The sequence below is a fragment of the Streptomyces sp. NPDC002513 genome (genome assembly GCF_053595355.1).
On sequence record NZ_JBSFXK010000052.1, the window covers coordinates 20704 to 37292 of the forward strand.

At 72.6% G+C, this 16589-nt stretch carries 12 protein-coding genes; 4 read left to right on the forward strand and 8 right to left on the reverse strand.

Annotated features, from left to right (window positions below):
* Positions 1-145 precede the first annotated feature (145 nt).
* The 3 genes from ACWD5Q_RS27305 to ACWD5Q_RS27315 all read right to left on the reverse strand — a co-directional run bounded on the left by ACWD5Q_RS27305 (position 146) and on the right by ACWD5Q_RS27315 (position 7630).
* Positions 146-5041 (reverse strand): DNA repair ATPase, encoded by a 4896-nt coding sequence (locus tag ACWD5Q_RS27305; RefSeq protein ID WP_451429698.1) that lies wholly within the window; start codon positions 5039-5041, stop codon positions 146-148.
* A gap of 79 nt (positions 5042-5120) precedes the next feature.
* Entirely contained in the window at positions 5121-7154 is a 2034-nt protein-coding gene (locus ACWD5Q_RS27310) for a flotillin family protein (protein ID WP_451429699.1), read from the reverse strand.
* Positions 7155-7225: 71 nt separating this feature from the next.
* Positions 7226-7630: a hypothetical protein gene (locus tag ACWD5Q_RS27315; RefSeq protein ID WP_451429700.1), complete on the reverse strand. Its 405-nt coding sequence runs from the start codon at positions 7628-7630 to the stop codon at positions 7226-7228.
* A 238-nt stretch (positions 7631-7868) separates the two neighbouring features.
* Here ACWD5Q_RS27315 and ACWD5Q_RS27320 point away from each other — a divergent pair, with 238 nt between their 5' ends.
* Complete coding sequence (locus tag ACWD5Q_RS27320) at positions 7869-8927, forward strand: PucR family transcriptional regulator (RefSeq protein ID WP_451429701.1); 1059 nt, start codon at positions 7869-7871, stop codon at positions 8925-8927.
* Positions 8928-9172: 245 nt separating this feature from the next.
* The gene (locus ACWD5Q_RS27325; protein WP_451429702.1) at positions 9173-10036 is read left to right on the forward strand and encodes a polysaccharide deacetylase family protein; all 864 of its coding nucleotides are present in this window, start codon (positions 9173-9175) and stop codon (positions 10034-10036) included.
* A 148-nt stretch (positions 10037-10184) separates the two neighbouring features.
* Here ACWD5Q_RS27325 and ACWD5Q_RS27330 read toward each other — a convergent pair whose 3' ends face one another.
* The 5 genes from ACWD5Q_RS27330 to ACWD5Q_RS27350 form a co-directional block, all read right to left on the reverse strand.
* A complete protein-coding gene (locus tag ACWD5Q_RS27330) occupies positions 10185-11102 on the reverse strand; it encodes a hypothetical protein (RefSeq protein ID WP_451429703.1) in 918 nt (305 codons plus the stop codon).
* 102 nt (positions 11103-11204) lie between these two features.
* Positions 11205-11654 carry a hypothetical protein gene (locus tag ACWD5Q_RS27335; protein ID WP_451429704.1) on the reverse strand — a complete coding sequence of 150 codons (450 nt, stop codon included), beginning with the start codon at positions 11652-11654 and terminating at the stop codon, positions 11205-11207.
* Positions 11655-11817: 163 nt separating this feature from the next.
* Entirely contained in the window at positions 11818-13071 is a 1254-nt protein-coding gene (locus ACWD5Q_RS27340; protein WP_451429705.1) for an MDR family MFS transporter, read from the reverse strand.
* Entirely contained in the window at positions 13068-14192 is a 1125-nt protein-coding gene (locus tag ACWD5Q_RS27345) for a PLP-dependent cysteine synthase family protein (RefSeq protein ID WP_451429706.1), read from the reverse strand. Before ACWD5Q_RS27345 ends, ACWD5Q_RS27340 begins: the two co-directional genes overlap by 4 nt.
* 119 nt (positions 14193-14311) lie before the next feature.
* The gene (locus ACWD5Q_RS27350; RefSeq protein ID WP_451429707.1) at positions 14312-14740 is read right to left on the reverse strand and encodes a hypothetical protein; all 429 of its coding nucleotides are present in this window, start codon (positions 14738-14740) and stop codon (positions 14312-14314) included.
* A gap of 386 nt (positions 14741-15126) precedes the next feature.
* Here ACWD5Q_RS27350 and ACWD5Q_RS27355 point away from each other — a divergent pair, with 386 nt between their 5' ends.
* The gene (locus ACWD5Q_RS27355) at positions 15127-15852 is read left to right on the forward strand and encodes a DedA family protein (RefSeq protein WP_451429708.1); all 726 of its coding nucleotides are present in this window, start codon (positions 15127-15129) and stop codon (positions 15850-15852) included.
* Positions 15849-16556 (forward strand): hypothetical protein, encoded by a 708-nt coding sequence (locus tag ACWD5Q_RS27360; RefSeq protein WP_451429709.1) that lies wholly within the window; start codon positions 15849-15851, stop codon positions 16554-16556. The genes ACWD5Q_RS27355 and ACWD5Q_RS27360 overlap by 4 nt, the downstream gene beginning before the upstream one ends.
* Positions 16557-16589 lie beyond the last annotated feature (33 nt).

The following is a 16589-nucleotide window of genomic DNA, read 5'->3' on the forward strand; positions in this document are numbered from 1 at the left end:
GCGCGGTCAGCGGAACTCGGCAGGCCGGGGCCGCAGTCCGACGCCGCCACCAGCCAGAGGACGCGCACCCCCGGGCAAAGGGGAGCCGCCTTCGCGCACCGGCCCGCGTTGACGCGGACGAGTCAAGGCACCCGGCGGAAGACCACTACCGCTCCTCCGGCCGCGCCGCGTGCCGGGCATGGGGGGCCGCGAGAGGGTGGCGTGGGTCGGTGGCGCGGGTGATGGCGGACTCGACGGCGGCCACCCGGTCGGCGAGGAGGCCGAGCGCGGCCACCGCACGGGTGAAGGGGTCCTCGGCGGGACCGCCGAGGACCTGTGCGCGGACGTAGGGGGTCTTCACCTCGGTCCAGCGTGCCGCCCCTTCGGCGGTCAGGGTGCCGCGCAGCTCGGCCAGTTTCAGGAGATTGGCCTCCGCCCCGCCGGTGAGGGTCTGGGCCTCCGCGGTGAAGTGGTCGTCGATGACGGCGGCGAGTTCGGCGTCGTTCATGACGGGCCGCACGCGCTGGGCGATCTTGTTCATGGTGCGGTAGGAGCCCTGGAGCCGGAACGGCGGCTCGGTGCGCGTCGCGTCGGACTGCGCGGCGGAGGCGATGTAGGCGGCGTTGACCGCGAGAACCGTCTCGCGCACGGTGAGCAGGTGCCGGAGCACGGACACGATCTGCTCCACCTCGGCAGGCGCGTAGGGGTGCGTCAGCCGGTCCGCGCGGGCCGTGGGGTCCTGCTCGGCGAGCCGGACGAACAGGTCGAGGTCACGTCGGTCGCGCCCGGCGAGCGGGGCGAGCACCGGGTTCGAGGTGAGCGCGTTCTCCAGGAAGCTGTACGCGAAGACGTCCTCCTTGCCGGTGAGGACGTCGCCGAGGTTCCAGACGTCGGCGCGGTTGGCGAGCATGTCCGGCACCCGGAAGCGGGCGCCGGACTCGGTGTAGGGGTTGCCGGCCATGCAGACCGCGAAGAGCTTGCCCCGGAGGTCGTACGTGCGCGGCACGCCGTCCCACACGCCGTCGATGCGGCGGGTGGCGTCGCACAGCGGAATGAACTTCTGCAGCAGCTCCGGCGAGGTGTGCTGGATGTCGTCGAGGTACAGGAGCGCGTTGTTGCCCGCGGCCAGCGCGAAGTTGATCTTCTCGATCTCCTGGCGGGCCGTGGCGTCCGGGGCCGCGGCCGGATCCAGCGAGGTGACGGTGTGCCCGAGTGCCGGGCCGCTGACCTTCACGAGCATCAGGCCGAGGCGGTCGGCGACGTACTCCATCAGCGTCGTCTTGCCGTAGCCGGGCGGGGAGACCAGCAGCAGGAGGCCGCCCGTGTCGGTGCGCTTGGTCTCGCCCGCGGTGCCGAGCTGCCGGGCGAGGCTGTCGCCGACGAGGGGCAGGTACACCTCGTCGATGAGGCGGTTGCGCACGAAGGCCGCCATGGAGCGCGGGCGGTGGTCGTCCAGCCGCAGGCGGGTGCGTTCGGCGGCGACCAGGGCGGTGCGCCGGCGCTGGTAGGCGAGGAACGCGGGAACCTCGAGCTGTGCGAACCGCGTGGTCCGGGCGAGGAACTCGTCGATCCGCAGGGTCAGGCTGCGCCCGGCGATGCGTGGATGCGTGCCGAGCAGCTCCTCGGCCATGGCCACCGGCGAGGCCTCCGACTCGTAGCGGGCCAGGTCCGGGCACAGCTCCGCGGCCACCGCCTCGGCCAGGTCCCCGGCGGCGGCCTCCGTGCCGGTGGAGGCGGCGTACGCCGACAGCCACGCCTTCGCCAGCTGGCGGCGTGCGGCCAGGTCGTCGAGTGCGGCCAGGTCCTCGGCGTAGGCCGAACTGTCCACCGTCCGGCGGAACGTGTCGAGCAGCGTGCGGGTGGCTGTTGTGATGACGAAACCGTCGGGGCCGGTCGTCAGTTCCTCGAAGAGGTACGACGCCGCCGCCGAGGCGCGTTCCCCGGCCTCCGGGGCCCAGGCGCGGATCGCCGACGCCAGCTCCGCCTCCAGCTCGGCGATGGCGGGCGCCAGGCCGAAGGTGGCGAGGGCCCGGGCCAGGGACATCGCTCGCCGGGTCCACGTCGCGCGCGACTCGGTCGTGCTGCCGTGCGCCCAGAACAGCTGGGCCAAGGCGCGGGCGGCGCTCTCGTGGCGCAGCGTCCCGGCGTGCTCGTACAGGGGCAGGAGCGCGGTGAGGATCACTGTGGCGTCGTGGTCGTGGATGCCCCGCTCGTAGCCCTCGTCGTACGCCTCCTGCGCCGCCTTGCGCACGAGGGCCGGCAGGTCGGCCTCCGCCAGGGCGGCCGGGCCGTGTTCTCTCAGCAGGCGGGCGGCGAGGTGTTCGGCGCGGTAGACCTCGGGCGACTCGGACGGCACGGTGCGCTCCCAGTACGGGCGCGTGGCGGCGAAGTCCGGGTCGGCGACCGGCGAGCGGTAGTCGGTGCCGGTGAGAGCGAAGGCGAGCCCGTCGCCGTGCGGGACCAGAGTGAGGTCGAGGGGCTGGGTGGTGACGGCGAAGCGGTGGCCGCCCAGGCGGAGGATGCTGCCGCCGTCGGCGTACAGGTCGGTGCGGTCGCGCAGCGCGCGGGCCGCTTCCTGCCGCGCGGCCTTCAGACGGCCGTCCAGTTCCTCCGCCCGGACGCTGTCGCCGAGTGCGCGCAGTTCCTCCGCGGTGTGGCGGACCTTGGCGACCAGGGGGTCCGAGGCGAAGTAGGTGGAGACCGCCTCCGCGTCGGCGAGCGAGGCGGTACGCCGTGTGATCGTCTCCAGGATGCGGGCGGCGGAGGCCGTGAGCTGTTCGGCACGGCGGGCGCGGGCGTCGAGGAGGGTCTGCTTGCGGGCGGAGAACGCCTCGTAGACCTCTGTGCGCTTGTCGGCGAGCTCGCCGAGGAAGTCGTCGAACTCCGCGAAACGGGACTCCAGGTTCTCCAGCCGCACCAGCGTGCCGCCCAGCTGCTCGTCGCACGCCCCGGGGCTGTCGGCCACCGCGAGCGCACCGGTGACCGCCTGGCCGAGCAGCGCGAACTCCGCGGCGAACTCGGCGCGGCCCTCGCTGTCGCGGAGAGCGCGGCGGCGGGAGTCCAGGATGGCGCGGGCGCGGTTGACCCGGCCCAGAACGTCGGCGATGCGTTCCAGGACGGACGTGCGGACGGTGGCGTCGCCGATGTCCAGGCCGGTGACGACGTCGGTGACCGTGCGCAGCGTGTCGGCGAGGTCGTCGAGCCGGGCGGCGACGGGTGCCGCCTCGGCGACACTGCCGATCGACTCGGCGTCGGCGACGAGCTGTTCGACGTCCCGGTGGTGTTCGGCGAAGGCGTCCTCGCGGGCCAGGAAGGCGACGGCCCGCTGCCCGAACGCCGCGAGATCCGCCTCCGCCTCGGCAGCGAGTCCGTCGATGCGGGCGGTGTCGGCGTACCGCAACTCCTTCAGGGTCAGCAGGTGTCCCTGAGCGCGCCGTAGTTCGGTCAGCCCGCTCACCCAGGCGGCCGCGCCGCGCGGCGCCTCGCCCCGCAGCCGTCGCACCACCGCCGCCAGACGCCCGGCAGCCTCCTCGAGCGCGTCGGCGGCCTGACGGGACAGCGTCTGGACGGTGCGGAACTCGGCGAGCACCTGCTCGCCCGTGGCCCGTACGGCATCCAGCCGAGCGCGCAGGTTCCCCAGGTCGGCCTCGCCCAGCCAGTGGTGGCTGTCGGCCGCGCGGACGCAGGCGGCTACCAGCGCCTCGTACACCTCGACCGTCGGCGTGGTCTCGGCGGCCGCGCGGCTGATGGAGAGGCAGTCGGAGATGGCGCGCACAAGGTCGGCGTTGCCGACGCGGCCGAGCGGACCGGTGCCCGTCGGGGCGGCGTACGTGTCAGCGGTGTAGGGAGAGGCCCACTGCTGGACCGGGTGCACGCGGGCGGGCTCGTCGCCGTCGGCCCGCAGCGTCATCAGGGTGCCGTCGTCGAACCGGGCCCATCCGTGGCAGGGCAGCGGAGCGGCGACCTCCTTGCGGATCGTGTTGTACGACAGCAGAAGGCTGCGGCCCTCGGCGCGCGCGTGGAACGCGAACAGGACGTCCTCGCCGTAGGGCGAGCGCACCTCGCGCTCGAATTCCAGGCCGGTCGTGTCGAGCTCGTACGTCTTGTGGGCGCCTCCGGCCAGGCAGTAGCCGCCGGGGAACACGATCCCCCGGTCCTCGGGCACGCGGCGGCACGCCTGCCCGATACCGTCGAGCCGCACCACGGACTTGGTGAGGGTGTCGAACACCAGGTAGCGGTGGGCGTCCTCCTTGTAGGGGCGGATCCGCAGCAGGATCAGCGCGCCCACGCGTGCGTGCGCGATGTCCGCGTCGGCCAGCGACTGCAACGGCTCGTCGACCGGCTCGGAGTGGATTCCCTCGCCCGTTTCGGTGTCGTCCTCCACCTTGACGGTCAACGTCCCGCCGAGCGTGTCGACGAAGACCTCGCCGTGGACGGACACGTGCGGGTGACGGCCCAGGACGTGGTCCTCGCGGGTCGCCTGGGTCCACCCGAAGTCGTGGGAGGGCGGCAGCACGTGGTCGCGGTCGCCGCGCGCGTCCAGGAACGTCACCGGTCCGTCGTCGGCCAGCCTCCAGCGCAGCACCCTGATGTCGTCGGTCCTGTCGCCGGTCTGGAAGGCGGCCAGCAGTTTGCCGTCGATGCGGCGGAGCCGGAGGAGACGGGCCTGACGGTAGTAGCGGTGGAGGGCCCCGAACTCCCGTGCGAAGGCGGGGTCGTCGAGCAGGCCTGGTACCGCGTTCTCGGGCAACCGGTTCAGGTCGCGGTCGTACAGCGCGAGGACGTCGCCCACCTGCGGCTCGGGCTGCGTGCCGCTGTATCCGAACAGCAGGAAGTCCCCGACCGCGACGACGTCCCGGGGCACGCACGCGTGCTCCGTGCGCAGCCGGCCCGTACGCGTGAGGTCGAGTCGCGTGGCGCCGAACTCCTCGACGCGACGGGCGTTGAGGAGCTCCGCGCCACGGGCGAGTTCCGCGGCCTGTGCGGTGAGCCGGTCGCGCAGCACCTCGTACGTTCCGGTGTCGACGGCGTCGTACGAGCCCGTCTCCAGGGCGGTGGCCATGGATCGTGCGTCCCTTCCTTCAAGTGGTGCGGTGCCGGAGTTGCCGTCCCCTGCGCGGCAGCTCCGGCACCGCGTGTCGTCAGGCCCTGGCCGTGCCGTTGAGGGCGGTGAGCGGGGTATCGGCGAGGCCCAGCTGTCCGGCCTTGTCGAGGAGCTGCTGAACCTGTCCGGCGTTCGCGGTGCCTGACTTCATCAGCTTCATCAGCAGCGCGGAGACGGTGAGGTTCTGCACGTCCGCCGTGGAGACCGAGCCCAGGATCCGGCTCAGGTCGTCGGTGAGACTCGACGTGCCGTCCAGCCACGGCCTGGTCAGCGCCTGCGCGGTCCGGGAGTGCTCGACGAAGCCGTCCACACCCTTGCCGAGGGCGATGGAGGACATGAGCCGGTCGAAGAAGACCGACTCGCCGCCGACGATGTCGATGTCGGCGTTCTCCAGGCCGGTGGCCAGGACCGTGGCCTGCGCCTCGGCGACCTGCCGCTGGACGTCGAGCCCGGCGAGCCGGATCTCCTTCTCGGCCTGCAGCCGCAGCCGGTACTCCTCGTGCTCGCGGGACGCCTCGTCCAGCGCGGCCATCGCCGCCGCCTTCTCGGTCAGGCCCGCCGCCTCGGCCTTCAGCTTCTCGCCGATGGCCGTGGCCTCCGCGAGCGCCTTGGCCTGGGCGCCCTCGGCCTCGGCCCGCATCCGTGCCTCGGCCGCCGCGGCCTCCGCCCGGCCGGCCTTCTCGACGACCTCGGCCTCCTTGTCACGGACCTGCACGGCCGCGAGCCCCTCGGCGGCGGCCTCGGCCTGGACGCCCTCGGCCAGCCGCAGCTTGGCCCGCGCGTCGAGGTCGGCCGTCTTCAGCCGCGCCTCGGCCAGGGTCAGTTCCTCGGCGGCGCGATGCGTGGCGGCCTGCTCGGCGGCCTCGGCGGCCTTGATGTCCTTGACCAGCTTCTCCTGCGCCTCGGCCTCGGCGGCGATGATCACGGCCTGGCGCTGCCGCTCCGCCTCCTGAACCGCACGCAGCTTCTTGATGGACTCCTCCTGCTCGGCGACCGTGCGGTCCACGGCGACGCGCTCGCGGATGACCTCGGCGATGTCCCGCTTCTCCGCCTCGACCTCCTTCTCGGCTGCGATCCGCGTCAGTTCGGTCTCCCGCTCCCGGGCGATGACCTCCAGCAGGCGGTCCTTCTCGATCCGCTCGTTCTCGACGGCGATGACCCGCTCGCGGTTCTTCGCGGCGACGGCGACCTCGCGGGCCTGGTTCTCGCGCTGGACGCCGAGCTGCTCCTCGGTGCGCAGGAACGCGCCCTGCGCCCGCAGCCGCTCCTCCTCCACCACCCGCGCGGTCTCGGCCTCCTCACGAGCCCGGGAGGTCTCGATCTCCCGCCTCTGCTTGATCTCCGCGTCGACCTGCCGGCGCTCCAGCTCGAGGATGGCCTCGCGGGCGTCGACGTTCTGCCGGGTGATCTCCTTCTCCTCGGTGCGTTGCGCCTCGTTGGTGCGCACGTGTTCGAGGGCCGTCAGCTCGGTGATCTTCCGGATGCCCTGGGCGTCGAGGACGTTGGCCGGGTCGAGCTGGGTGAGCGGCGTCTGTTCCAGGTAGTCGATCGCGGCGTCCTCCAGGTGGTAGCCGTTGAGGTCGACGCCTATGACCTCGATGATCCGGTACCGCAGCTCCTCGCGCATGGTGTACAGGTCGGTGAAGTCCAGCTGTTTGCCGACGGTCTTCAGCGCCTCGGAGAACTTCGCGTGGAACAGCTCCTGCAGCGTGGCCTGGTCACTCGCGCGTGCCGTGCCGACGGACTGGGCGACCTTGATGACGTCCTCGACGGTCTTGTTGACCCGCACGAAGAACGAGATCCGGATGTCCGCGCGGATGTTGTCCTGGCAGATCAGCCCGTCCCGCCCGGCCCGCGTGATCTCGATCGCCTTCACCGAGATGTCCATCACCTCTGCCTTGTGCAGCACGGGCAGCACGACCTGCCCGGTGAAGGTCACATCGACCTTCCGCGTCTTGGAGACGATCAGCGCCTTGCCTTGCTCCACCTTGCGGAACAGTCGCGAGAGGACCGACAACGCGAGGAGAACGACGATCAGGCAGGCGGCAGCGAGCACGCCGATGACATCCATGGCATACGTCCTTGAGGCATAAGGCGGTTGTGGTGAAAGGCGGGGCCGCTTCGTCAGAGGTGAGCCGAGGCTCAAGCGGCGCGGTCGTCCGCCGTGGGGTGGACAGGACCGGGTTCGCCGGGGAAGAGCCGGTGCAGCGGCCGGACGAGCAGACGGGTCAGCCGCCAGGCGGCGTACAACGCGGCGGCCGACACCACGGGGCGCAGAACCCCGGTCATGGTTCCCGAGGGCGCGAGCGCGGCGAACAGCACGCTCGCGCCGACACCGAGGAACCAGGCGAGCACCGTCAGCAGGGAGAGCGCGACCGCCACCGGCACGCCGCCCATACCCCAGCCGCCGAGGTCGACATCCGGATCGAAGCTGTCCGAGGCCGTGACACCGAGGCCGACCAGCAGCCAGAAGCACACGACCACGACGAGAGCGGCGGTGAACAGAAGTCCGGGAAAACCGGTGGCGGCCTCCACGAACACCCGCATCGTCCGACCCCCTCTCCCGCGTACGGCGCACATGGCCGGCACGCTGCCTCCCTCCGGGCTCCGGACCGGGCACCTGCCGGTGCCCGGCACCGGAACCGTCCGCAGTGCTCCCCGCGCGTCATGATGCACGGCCGTGTCCGTCCCGCGCATTGCCGGTTCTCGGCAGTGTTCATTAGGGTCTCCATGCCGGTGAACCGCTAAGAAACCGTCACCGGCGCGTCAAGATGCGGGGGACGGCATGACGGAGCGGGAGATACCCGAGCACTATCTGGGCGGCTACACCCGGATCCTGGCCGAGGTCTCGGCCACCGGCCGGCGCCTCACCCGCGAGGAGATCGAGTCACGGCGCGCCCTCGGGGAGCAGGCCGCGGACGCCGGCCACGAACTGCGTGCCATGGTCAGCGCCCACCTGGCGGCGGCCCGCACCGCGTGGCCCAGCACGCCAGGCTCCGCCGACAGCACACTCGCCGCCATACAGCAGGCCGTCGACGCCTTCGCCGAGGGCTACGAACGCGCCCAGCGCCTGGCCGTACGTCAGGAGGAGGCCGCCCGCCGCGAGTTCATCGACGACCTCCTCTACGGCCGCAGCGACCTGGGCCGCCTCTCCGAACGCGCGGAACGCTTCGGCCTGCGCCTGTCCCACGCCCACGCGGTCGCCGTCGCGCAGGGACCGGCCGCCTACGACGAGGGAGATCCCGTGGCCCGGCAGGTGGAGCGCGCGCTCATCACCCGCTTCGGCAACCGCAACGTCCTGCACACCACCAAGGACGGACGGCTGTTGTGCGTCGCTCCCGGCCACGAGGACGAGATCCTGTCCTACTTCGCCAAGCAGGCGCACGCCGCCACCGACGGCGGCCGGGTTGCGATCGGCCGCCCGCAGCCGGGCCCCGGCGGAGTGGTCCAGTCGTACGAGGAGGCCCTGAACGCCCTGGAGCTGGCCGAACGCCTCGGCCTCGACAACCCGGTTCTGTACGCCGCCGACCTGCTGGTCTACCCGGTCCTCACCCGGGACCGCCAGGCCATGGCCGACCTCGTCCTGAACAACCTCGGCCCGCTCACCACCGCCCGGGGCGGCGCCCAGCCGCTCCTCGACACTCTCACCGCCTACTTCGACTCCGGCTGTGTCGCGGCCGAGGCGGCCCGCCGGCTCTCCCTGAGTGTGCGGGCCATGACCTACCGCCTGGCGCGCATCCACCAGCTCACCGGCGCGAACCCGGCCGACCCCGCCCACCGCTACATACTCCAGACCGCCGTCATCGGCGCCCGGCTGCTGGACTGGCCGGCCCAGGACCTCTGACACCCGAACCGGTGGTCCCGGGCCGGCCCGCCACGGGCCCTGGCCCACACGGGAACAGGCCGGCCCCGCCGATGCCCCATGGCGCCGGGTGCGGGCCGCACAGTGACGCGTCCGTGGAGGTGCCCGGACCGGTGCGGCACCGCATGGCCATATCCTTACCCGCAGCTCAACGCCCCTTCCGTGGGACCGGGGTACCGTCTTCAGCGGGGGCTGGGACTGCACGGCAGTGACGGGGGACAGGCGCGGTGAAGCGGTACATCAGGCGGGGACGGTTCCACGGGGCGCTCACGGGCGTGACCGTGGCGGCGCTGGCCGCAGGAGGCTGCGGCGCGGGCGGTGGCAGCACGACCGGCGGGCCCTCGACCACCACGCAAGCCGCCCCTACCGGCCCTGCGCCCAGCGCCACTGCTCACGCCGCGACCTGGCACAAGTGGGGCCTGGCACCACTGCCCGCGACCCCCGAACCCCCGGCCGACAAGCCCGTCAAGCTTTCCGCCACCGGCCCGGTCCCGGTCTTCACCCACATACCGACCTCGCAGAAGGTCGTCTTCATCACCGTCGACGACGGCCAGGAGAAGGATCCCAAGTTCATCGAGATGATGCGGGACTTGAAAGTCCCGATCACGATGTTCCTGATGAACGACGCCATCAAGTCGGACTACGCGTACTTCAAGCCGCTCCAGGCGATGGGCAACCACATCCAGAACCACACCCTGCACCACCCCGTGATGAGCACCATCCCCCTGGCTCGCCAGAAGGAAGAGGTCTGCGGCGACCAGAAGGTGCTCACCGAGGAGTACGGCACCGCGCCCCTCCTGTTCCGCCCGCCGTACGGCGCGTACGACGACGAGACCAAGATCGCGGTTGGGGAGTGCGGGCCCCGGGCGATCGTCTGGTGGCGGGAGTCCATGCAGATCCGCAACATGCAGTACCAGGAGCCGGGCAGGAAACTGCGTCCCGGCGACATCATCCTCGCCCACTTCCGCGGGCCCACGGAGCTCAAGGGCGCCACGATGACACAGATGTTCGCCAATCTGCTCAAGCGCATACAGGAGCAGGGGTTCGCCGTGGCGCGTCTGGAGGACTACATCCAGCCACCCGCTGGGTGAGTCCGCTCCGGCGAGCCACCGGTCCGGCAGCGGGAGCTACGTCCCGCTCAGGGGCGCCTTGCGGGCAACGGACATCTCCACCGCCCCAAAGCCCTCCTGCCGGCCGGGGGCGGGACGCCGCCGCAGAGGGCGGCGCCCCGCCGGGAGATCAGCCGACGTGCAGGGTCAGAGCGGCGGTGTGGAGCGTGCCGCCGGTCCGGAACTGCAGGAACAGCCGCCAGTTGCCGGACGTGGGCAACTCGGCGTGGAAGTTCAGGTCCGGGCCGCCGTGGTCGCCGGTCACCTTGGTGGTCGGGTGGAGGTGGGCGAACGCGGCGTCGCCCTCGTGGAAGGCGGTCAGGTGGGCGTAGGTGTCCAGGTAGGGCTGCAGGTCGGTGACGGGCTTGCCGTCCTTGGCGATGGAGACGGCCAGCGGGTGCGCCGTCCCCGCCATGGGCTCGCCCTTGACGGTGACGGTGTACCCGTCGACCTGTGTGCTGCCGGCGGGAGCGGGCAGCGGGGTCCTCGTGGCGTTGCCGGGCACGGTGAGGGTGCGTGACAGCACGAAGTCCTTGCCCTTGCCGGGCCCGGCGGCCGGGGTGAAGGAGGCGAACATGCGCCAGGAGCCCGGGGCGAGGGAGGCCAGGTCGGCACTCCAGGTGCCGTCGGCGTTCATGGTGGGGTGGATGTGCTGGAAGCCGGTCAGGTCGGAGCGGACGGCGTAGAAGTGCATCCGCATGGTCTGGTCGAGGGCGAAGCCGGTGACCGGCTTGCCGTCCGGCCCCGTGACCGTGAACCGGTAGGCGGCCTGCTTGCCCGAGGGCAGGGTCGCGTCCTTGGAGGTGAGGCGGTAGCCGTCCTTCGTGTCGGACAGGCCGTTGCCGGTGGCCATGTGGTCCATACCCGGCATGCCGCCCATGGCGTGTGACGCGCTGGGCGAGGAGGACACGGAGGACGTGGCGCCGTGGTCCATGCCGGGCATGGACGACGAGGAGTCGCCGGAGGAGCCGCAGGCGGCCAGCGTCAGTGCGAGAGCGGCTGCGGCGCCGGCCGCTGCGAGGCTGCGCCGACGGGAAGAAAAGGACATTGACGTGGGTCTTTCCGGGTGGGCGCACCACACCGGTGGTGCGCGGAGGTGGGCAGGGCACGATGCCGGTTTGGGCGTGGGCCTGGGTCCGGCGCGTGCCTGTCACGTCCGCGCGATGCACACCTGAAGCAGGAGATCTCTTCCGCGGGCCGGTGGCCCGCGCCGTCCCGTCCCGTCGGCTGCCGCCCGCAGTCGGGCGGGCGTCCACAGAGCGAGTCCTGCGGCACCTGCCACGGCGAGCGGACCGGGGGCGGGCAGGGGGGTCCGGTCATGGGCCGGGGTCGAGACGCACAGCGCCCCGGGCATCCCGGATGTGCCGGCGGCCCGGACCGCGGGGGCGAAACCGTGCGCGGGAGGCGCGGCTGCGGTCGTCGCGGCGGCGCCGTGGCCGCCGGCCGGCGGCGAGGCCGCCATCGCGGGCATCGCGCCGTGGCAGCCCTCCGTGGCCGTGGCCGGGGCGCCGTGCATGAGGAACAGGCCGAACAGCACCGCGCACACCGCCGGCAGCAGGGTGATGCCCCGCCTGCCTGCCTGTGCGCCGTCCATGGTCATGCCCTTTCTCGTTCGGTGCGCGCTACCCGACCATACCCTGGGAGGGTATGGAATGCCCGATCTCGGTGCGGGGCCTGCAGGCGGCCGGCCGACACCTGCCGCAGATCCGCTGCCACGACGGTCGCCGCGGCCGAGGCACACTGAGCAGATCGTCCCGGTCACCTCACCCGGTCACCGGCACCGGTACGGGAGTGAGGTGACCGGAGCGGTGCAGGCGTGCCACCAGCCCGGCGCACACGAGCCCGGTGCCGGCCAGTGCCGCCCACGGCAGCCAGCGCACGCCCGTGTCGAACAGCGACCCGACCGCGAGGTTCCCGAGGGAGACCGCGACACCGGAGGCGGTGTTGTAGGCGCCGTAGTAGGTCGCGATGAGCCGGTCGCCGGAGAGGCGGACCACGGTGTCCATCTCGAAGGGGTAGAGCAGGGCCCCGCCCCACGCCAGCAGCGCGGCGCAGAGCATGAGCGCGAGAACACCGGCTGCCAGGCCGACGGCTCCGTCGTAGGGACCGGGCAGGACCAGCAGGAACGCGGCGCTCATCGCCACCAGTCCGTAGGCGATGGCCCGCGGTCCGGGCAGAGCCCGTCTCGCCCACGCGGTCAGCTTCAGCTGCCCCGACAGGGCGGCGAGCGCGGAGACCGCGAAGACCGCCCCCGTCACCGGACCTGTCCGGTCGCCGAAGAGTTCCCGGGCGCGCAGGGGGAGGGCGAGATAGACCTGGAAGCCCAGGACGTACGAGCCGGTCATGGCGGCGGTGAACAGGAGGAAGGGCCGGTTGGCGGCGACGGTGCGCCAGTCGGCGGCGACGGCGCGCCAGGCCGGCTCGGTCCCCCTGTCGGCCGGCGGGCGGGCCGGCAGGGCGCGGGCCTGGAGGACGGCCAGGACCGCGAAGATGAGCGCCGCGACCGTACACACTGCGCCGAAGTCCCAGGTCAGCAGGGCCAGTCCGGCAAGTGGGCCGATCAGGATTCCTGCCTGGTAGAAGACGTTGAACGCGGCGAAAGCCTCGACGCGGCGCTCCGCGCCCGCGTCGGCGGCCAGATACGCGCGCACGGCCGGGTTGAACAGCGCGCCCGCCAGCCCTGTCAGGGCGGAGGCCAGGACCAGCGCGGACAGCGTGTCCGCCACCGCGAGCAGTGCGAAGGCGATCGTCCGCAGGGTGCACCCGATGAGAATCATCGGCTTGCAGCCGTAGCGGTCGGCGAGGGTGCCGCCGACGAGGAACATGCCCTGCTGGGAGAGGTTGCGCACGCCGAGGACCAGGCCGACCGTCCAGGCCGCGAGGCCGAGGCCGTGGGCGAGGTGGTCGGCCAGGTAGGGCATGAGCATGTAGAAGCCGAGGTTGATGGCGAACTGGTTGACCATCAGCAGCCGCGCCGGCCGGTCGAAGGAGGCCAGCCGGGCCCGCAGCCCCCTCATCGAACGCCCGCCCCGGCACGCTCCGCGGTCGTACGGCCGAGCGGGTCGCGGACCTTGCTGCACCTGGTCCAGCCGGTCGCCACGCACTCGTCGGGCTCGGCGATCTCGTCGGGTTCCGGCGGCGGTTGCCGGTCCAGCAGCTCGCGGTCGCGGCACCATGCGTCGTTGTAGACCGTGTCCAGGTAGCGGTGCGGGCCGTCGGGGAAGACCGCTGCGATCCGGGTGCCGGGGGGATACGTACGCGCGACCCATCCCGCGACGAGGGCGACGGCCCCGACGCTCCAGCCGCCGGTCGCGTAGTGGCGGCGGCCGAGTCGGCGGCAGGCCCATACCGCTTCGGCCGGCGCCACCCAGTGGACCTCGGCGAAGGCCGCGTAGTCGACGTTGCCCGGGTGGATGCTGGAGCCCAGGCCGCGCATCAGCCTCGGCCCGTCGGGCTGCCCGAAGATCGTGGACCCGACCGCGTCCACGCCGATCAGGGTCAGGGCGGGGAAAGACTCGCGCAGTACGCGGGAGATGCCGGCGGAATGGCCTCCGGTGCCCACCGACGCCACGAGGACGTCGATCCGGCCGAGTTGCGCGATCAGCTCCGTGGCCAGCGGCCGGTACGCGGCCACGTTGTCCGGGTTGTGGTACTGGTCGGGGCAGTAGGCGCCCGGTGTGCGGGCCAGCAGCTCGGCGACGCGCTCCCGGCGGGCCTGCTGCCAGCCGCCGTCCTCGTGCGGGGCGGCGACCTGGTCGACGTGCGCGCCGAGCGTGGTCAGCAGCCGCAGCACCGGCGGCTCCATACCGGGGTCGGTGACGACGGCGACCGGATGACCGAAGGTCAGCCCGGCCAGCGCGAGCCCCAGGGCGAACGTGCCGCTGGACGACTCGACGATCGGGGTACCCGGCGCGAGATCCCCGCGCCGGCGGGCCTCACGGATCATGTGCAGACCGGGGCGGTCCTTGATGCCGCCGGGGTTCGCGCCTTCGAGCTTGGCGTAGAAGCCGCGGCCGGCCGGGGCGAAGGGTTCGTCGATCCACAGGACCGGGGTGCTGCCCACCAGTTGGGAGGGGCGACGGGCGACCACGGGGAGCGGAGCGTGGGCTCCGAGGGTTTCGGGCAGGGGGAAGTCCATGTGTGTACGGCTCCTTCGCACCGCGCACGACAAGGCGCGGTGCGGTCGTCATGGGTCAGGGGCGCGCGGGCACGCCCCTGCCGCGGAATGCGGGCGGGGCCGGGGCGTGCGGGCCGTGCCTACAGACGCCAGACGCAATGGAGCGCGAGGGTGTCCGGGGCGTCGGTGGTGGGGGCGGCGGTGCCGGACGGCCGGCCCCGGACAGCGGGCGTGGGCGTGGCGTCGGCCGTTGCGGACGGGCTGCCGGCCGGATCGGCGTGCCCCGGATCGGCGACCGTTGTGTCGACCGCGGTCCTGGGGCGGTCGGCCGCGTGGTCGATGTGGTCTCCGGCCCGGTGCTGATGCGCGGGGGACGGTTCGCCCTCGTGTCCGGTGTCGGCCGGAGGCCGAGCGCTCGCGGCGACCTCGACGGCGACGTGCGGTCCGGCGAAGGAGGAGGCGTGGACGGCGCCGGCGAGATGGGCGGTGATCAGGAGGACGAGGCCGAGGAAGAACCCCACACGGCCGGGCCGCATCGAGGCCCGTCGCACCATCGGCACTCTGATCACGTACACAGGGTATGAGTCTGATCACAGAAAGTGCGGAAGGCGGGTCGCCGGGGCGAGGCGCAGTGCCGGGCAGGAGCCCCGGCAGCCCGGGATACGGGATGCGAGATACGGGGCACGGCTGGGCTGCCCCCGGCCGGGACGGCGCTGTGCGCAGGCCGTGCCCGTGCCCGTGCCCGTACGCGGACCCGGACCCGGACCGCGACTCGATTGCGGAGGCGGTGACAGGAGAAACTACTACATGATGTAGAAATTGGGGAACGACCATCGCGGGGCGAGGAGTTCGGGCGCGGACCCCGGATTCGGCGGACCGGCGGCGTCGAGGAATCTACTACAAGACGTAGAAATAAATGTGAGTGCAGGAGTACGAAGAGGGGGAGGACCCGCCGATGGCACCAGGTCCCATGACCGTCGCAGGGGCACTGGATCCGCAGGCGATGCTGGCGAGGTTCGGCGCCTGGGCGGTGCTGATCGTGGTCTTCGCCGAGAGCGGGCTGCCCGCCCTCGGTGTCTTCCTGCCCGGGGACACCCTGCTGCTGCCGGCCGGGCTGGCATGCTCGCTCAGCACGCTGGGTGCGGCCCGGCTGTCGCTGCCGCTGGTGCTTGCGTGCGCGGGTGTGGGCTCGCTCGCGGGGGCGCAGACCGGGTTCTGGCTGGGGCGGCGCGGCGGCAGATCGATGCGGTTGCGGCGACCGGAGGGCAGGGGGCAGGCCCACATGAAGCGGGTCGAGGCCCTGTTCACGCGGTACGGGCCCCGGCGGGCGGTGGTGCTGGGGCGGTTCGTGCCGGTGGTGCGCACCCTGGTCCATCCGGCAGCCGGGCTGCTGGGCATGCCGACGGCCTCCTTCACCCTGTGGCAGGCCGTGGCCGGACTCGCCTGGTCGCAGTCGCTGGTGCTGGCCGGATACGCCCTGGGCGAGAGCGGACGGCGCGGAACGGCGTATCTGGCCCCCGCCATCGCCGCGGTCGTCGCCGTCGGACTGCTGCCACCCGCGATCCAGTGGCTCCGCGCCCGCCGGGCCGACCGTCGCCCGGGCGGGGCGGACCAGGCGTTGTCTACGGCGGAAGTGCCGTCGCGGCGCCCGTCGGCCCCCGCCCGGGCAAGGTGCCGGTGACCCCTGTCCCTCCGGCGGGCACCGCGCCGATCACCGGCAGCGGCACCGCCTTCCCGCCGCCATCCGGCGCGCCGGGCCGCATGCGCCGCCTGATCGCCGCCGCACTCCTGGTGCTGATCCCGGCCGGACATCTTGCGATCTCCGCCGACCGGAGCCGCCGTGTGGCCGCCGCACACAAGCTGCGCGCCGAGCGGGGCGGGCCGGTCCGCGGCATCCCCTCCGCCGTACAGCGCGCCGTCTGCCAGGTGCCGGTCCCGTCCGGGGCGAGCGGCGTCGCCTTCTTCGAGGCCACTGCCTGGGAGAAGGACTCCCTGTATGCGCAGTTCACCACCACCCCCGCCGGACTGACCGGCTTCCTGCGCCGACTCGGCGCCGGCCCCGCACGCCTGTGGGACGGCCTCGTCGGCCTCGTCACGGTGAAGATCCCCGCCAGGCAGTCCCGACACGTGCGCCGGGCGCTTCCCGGCGGATCACCGCTGGGCCGGTATGACGCTGACCACACGGGGCCTGTACCCGGCTCACGAGATAACGGTGAACCTCGACGACCCGCACCGGCCCACCGTGTTCGTCGTCTCCGTCATCCGCTTCGTCCATCGCGGCGGAACACCACCGCTTCCCCCGGTCGGTCCCACGCACTGGCCGACGGCCCCGACGGGCCGCCGCCACGCGGCAGTTCCGGGCGCGCGGCGGTATGCGGGCCGTGAGACCGTACCCCCCATTCCTCTTTATTTCTACAA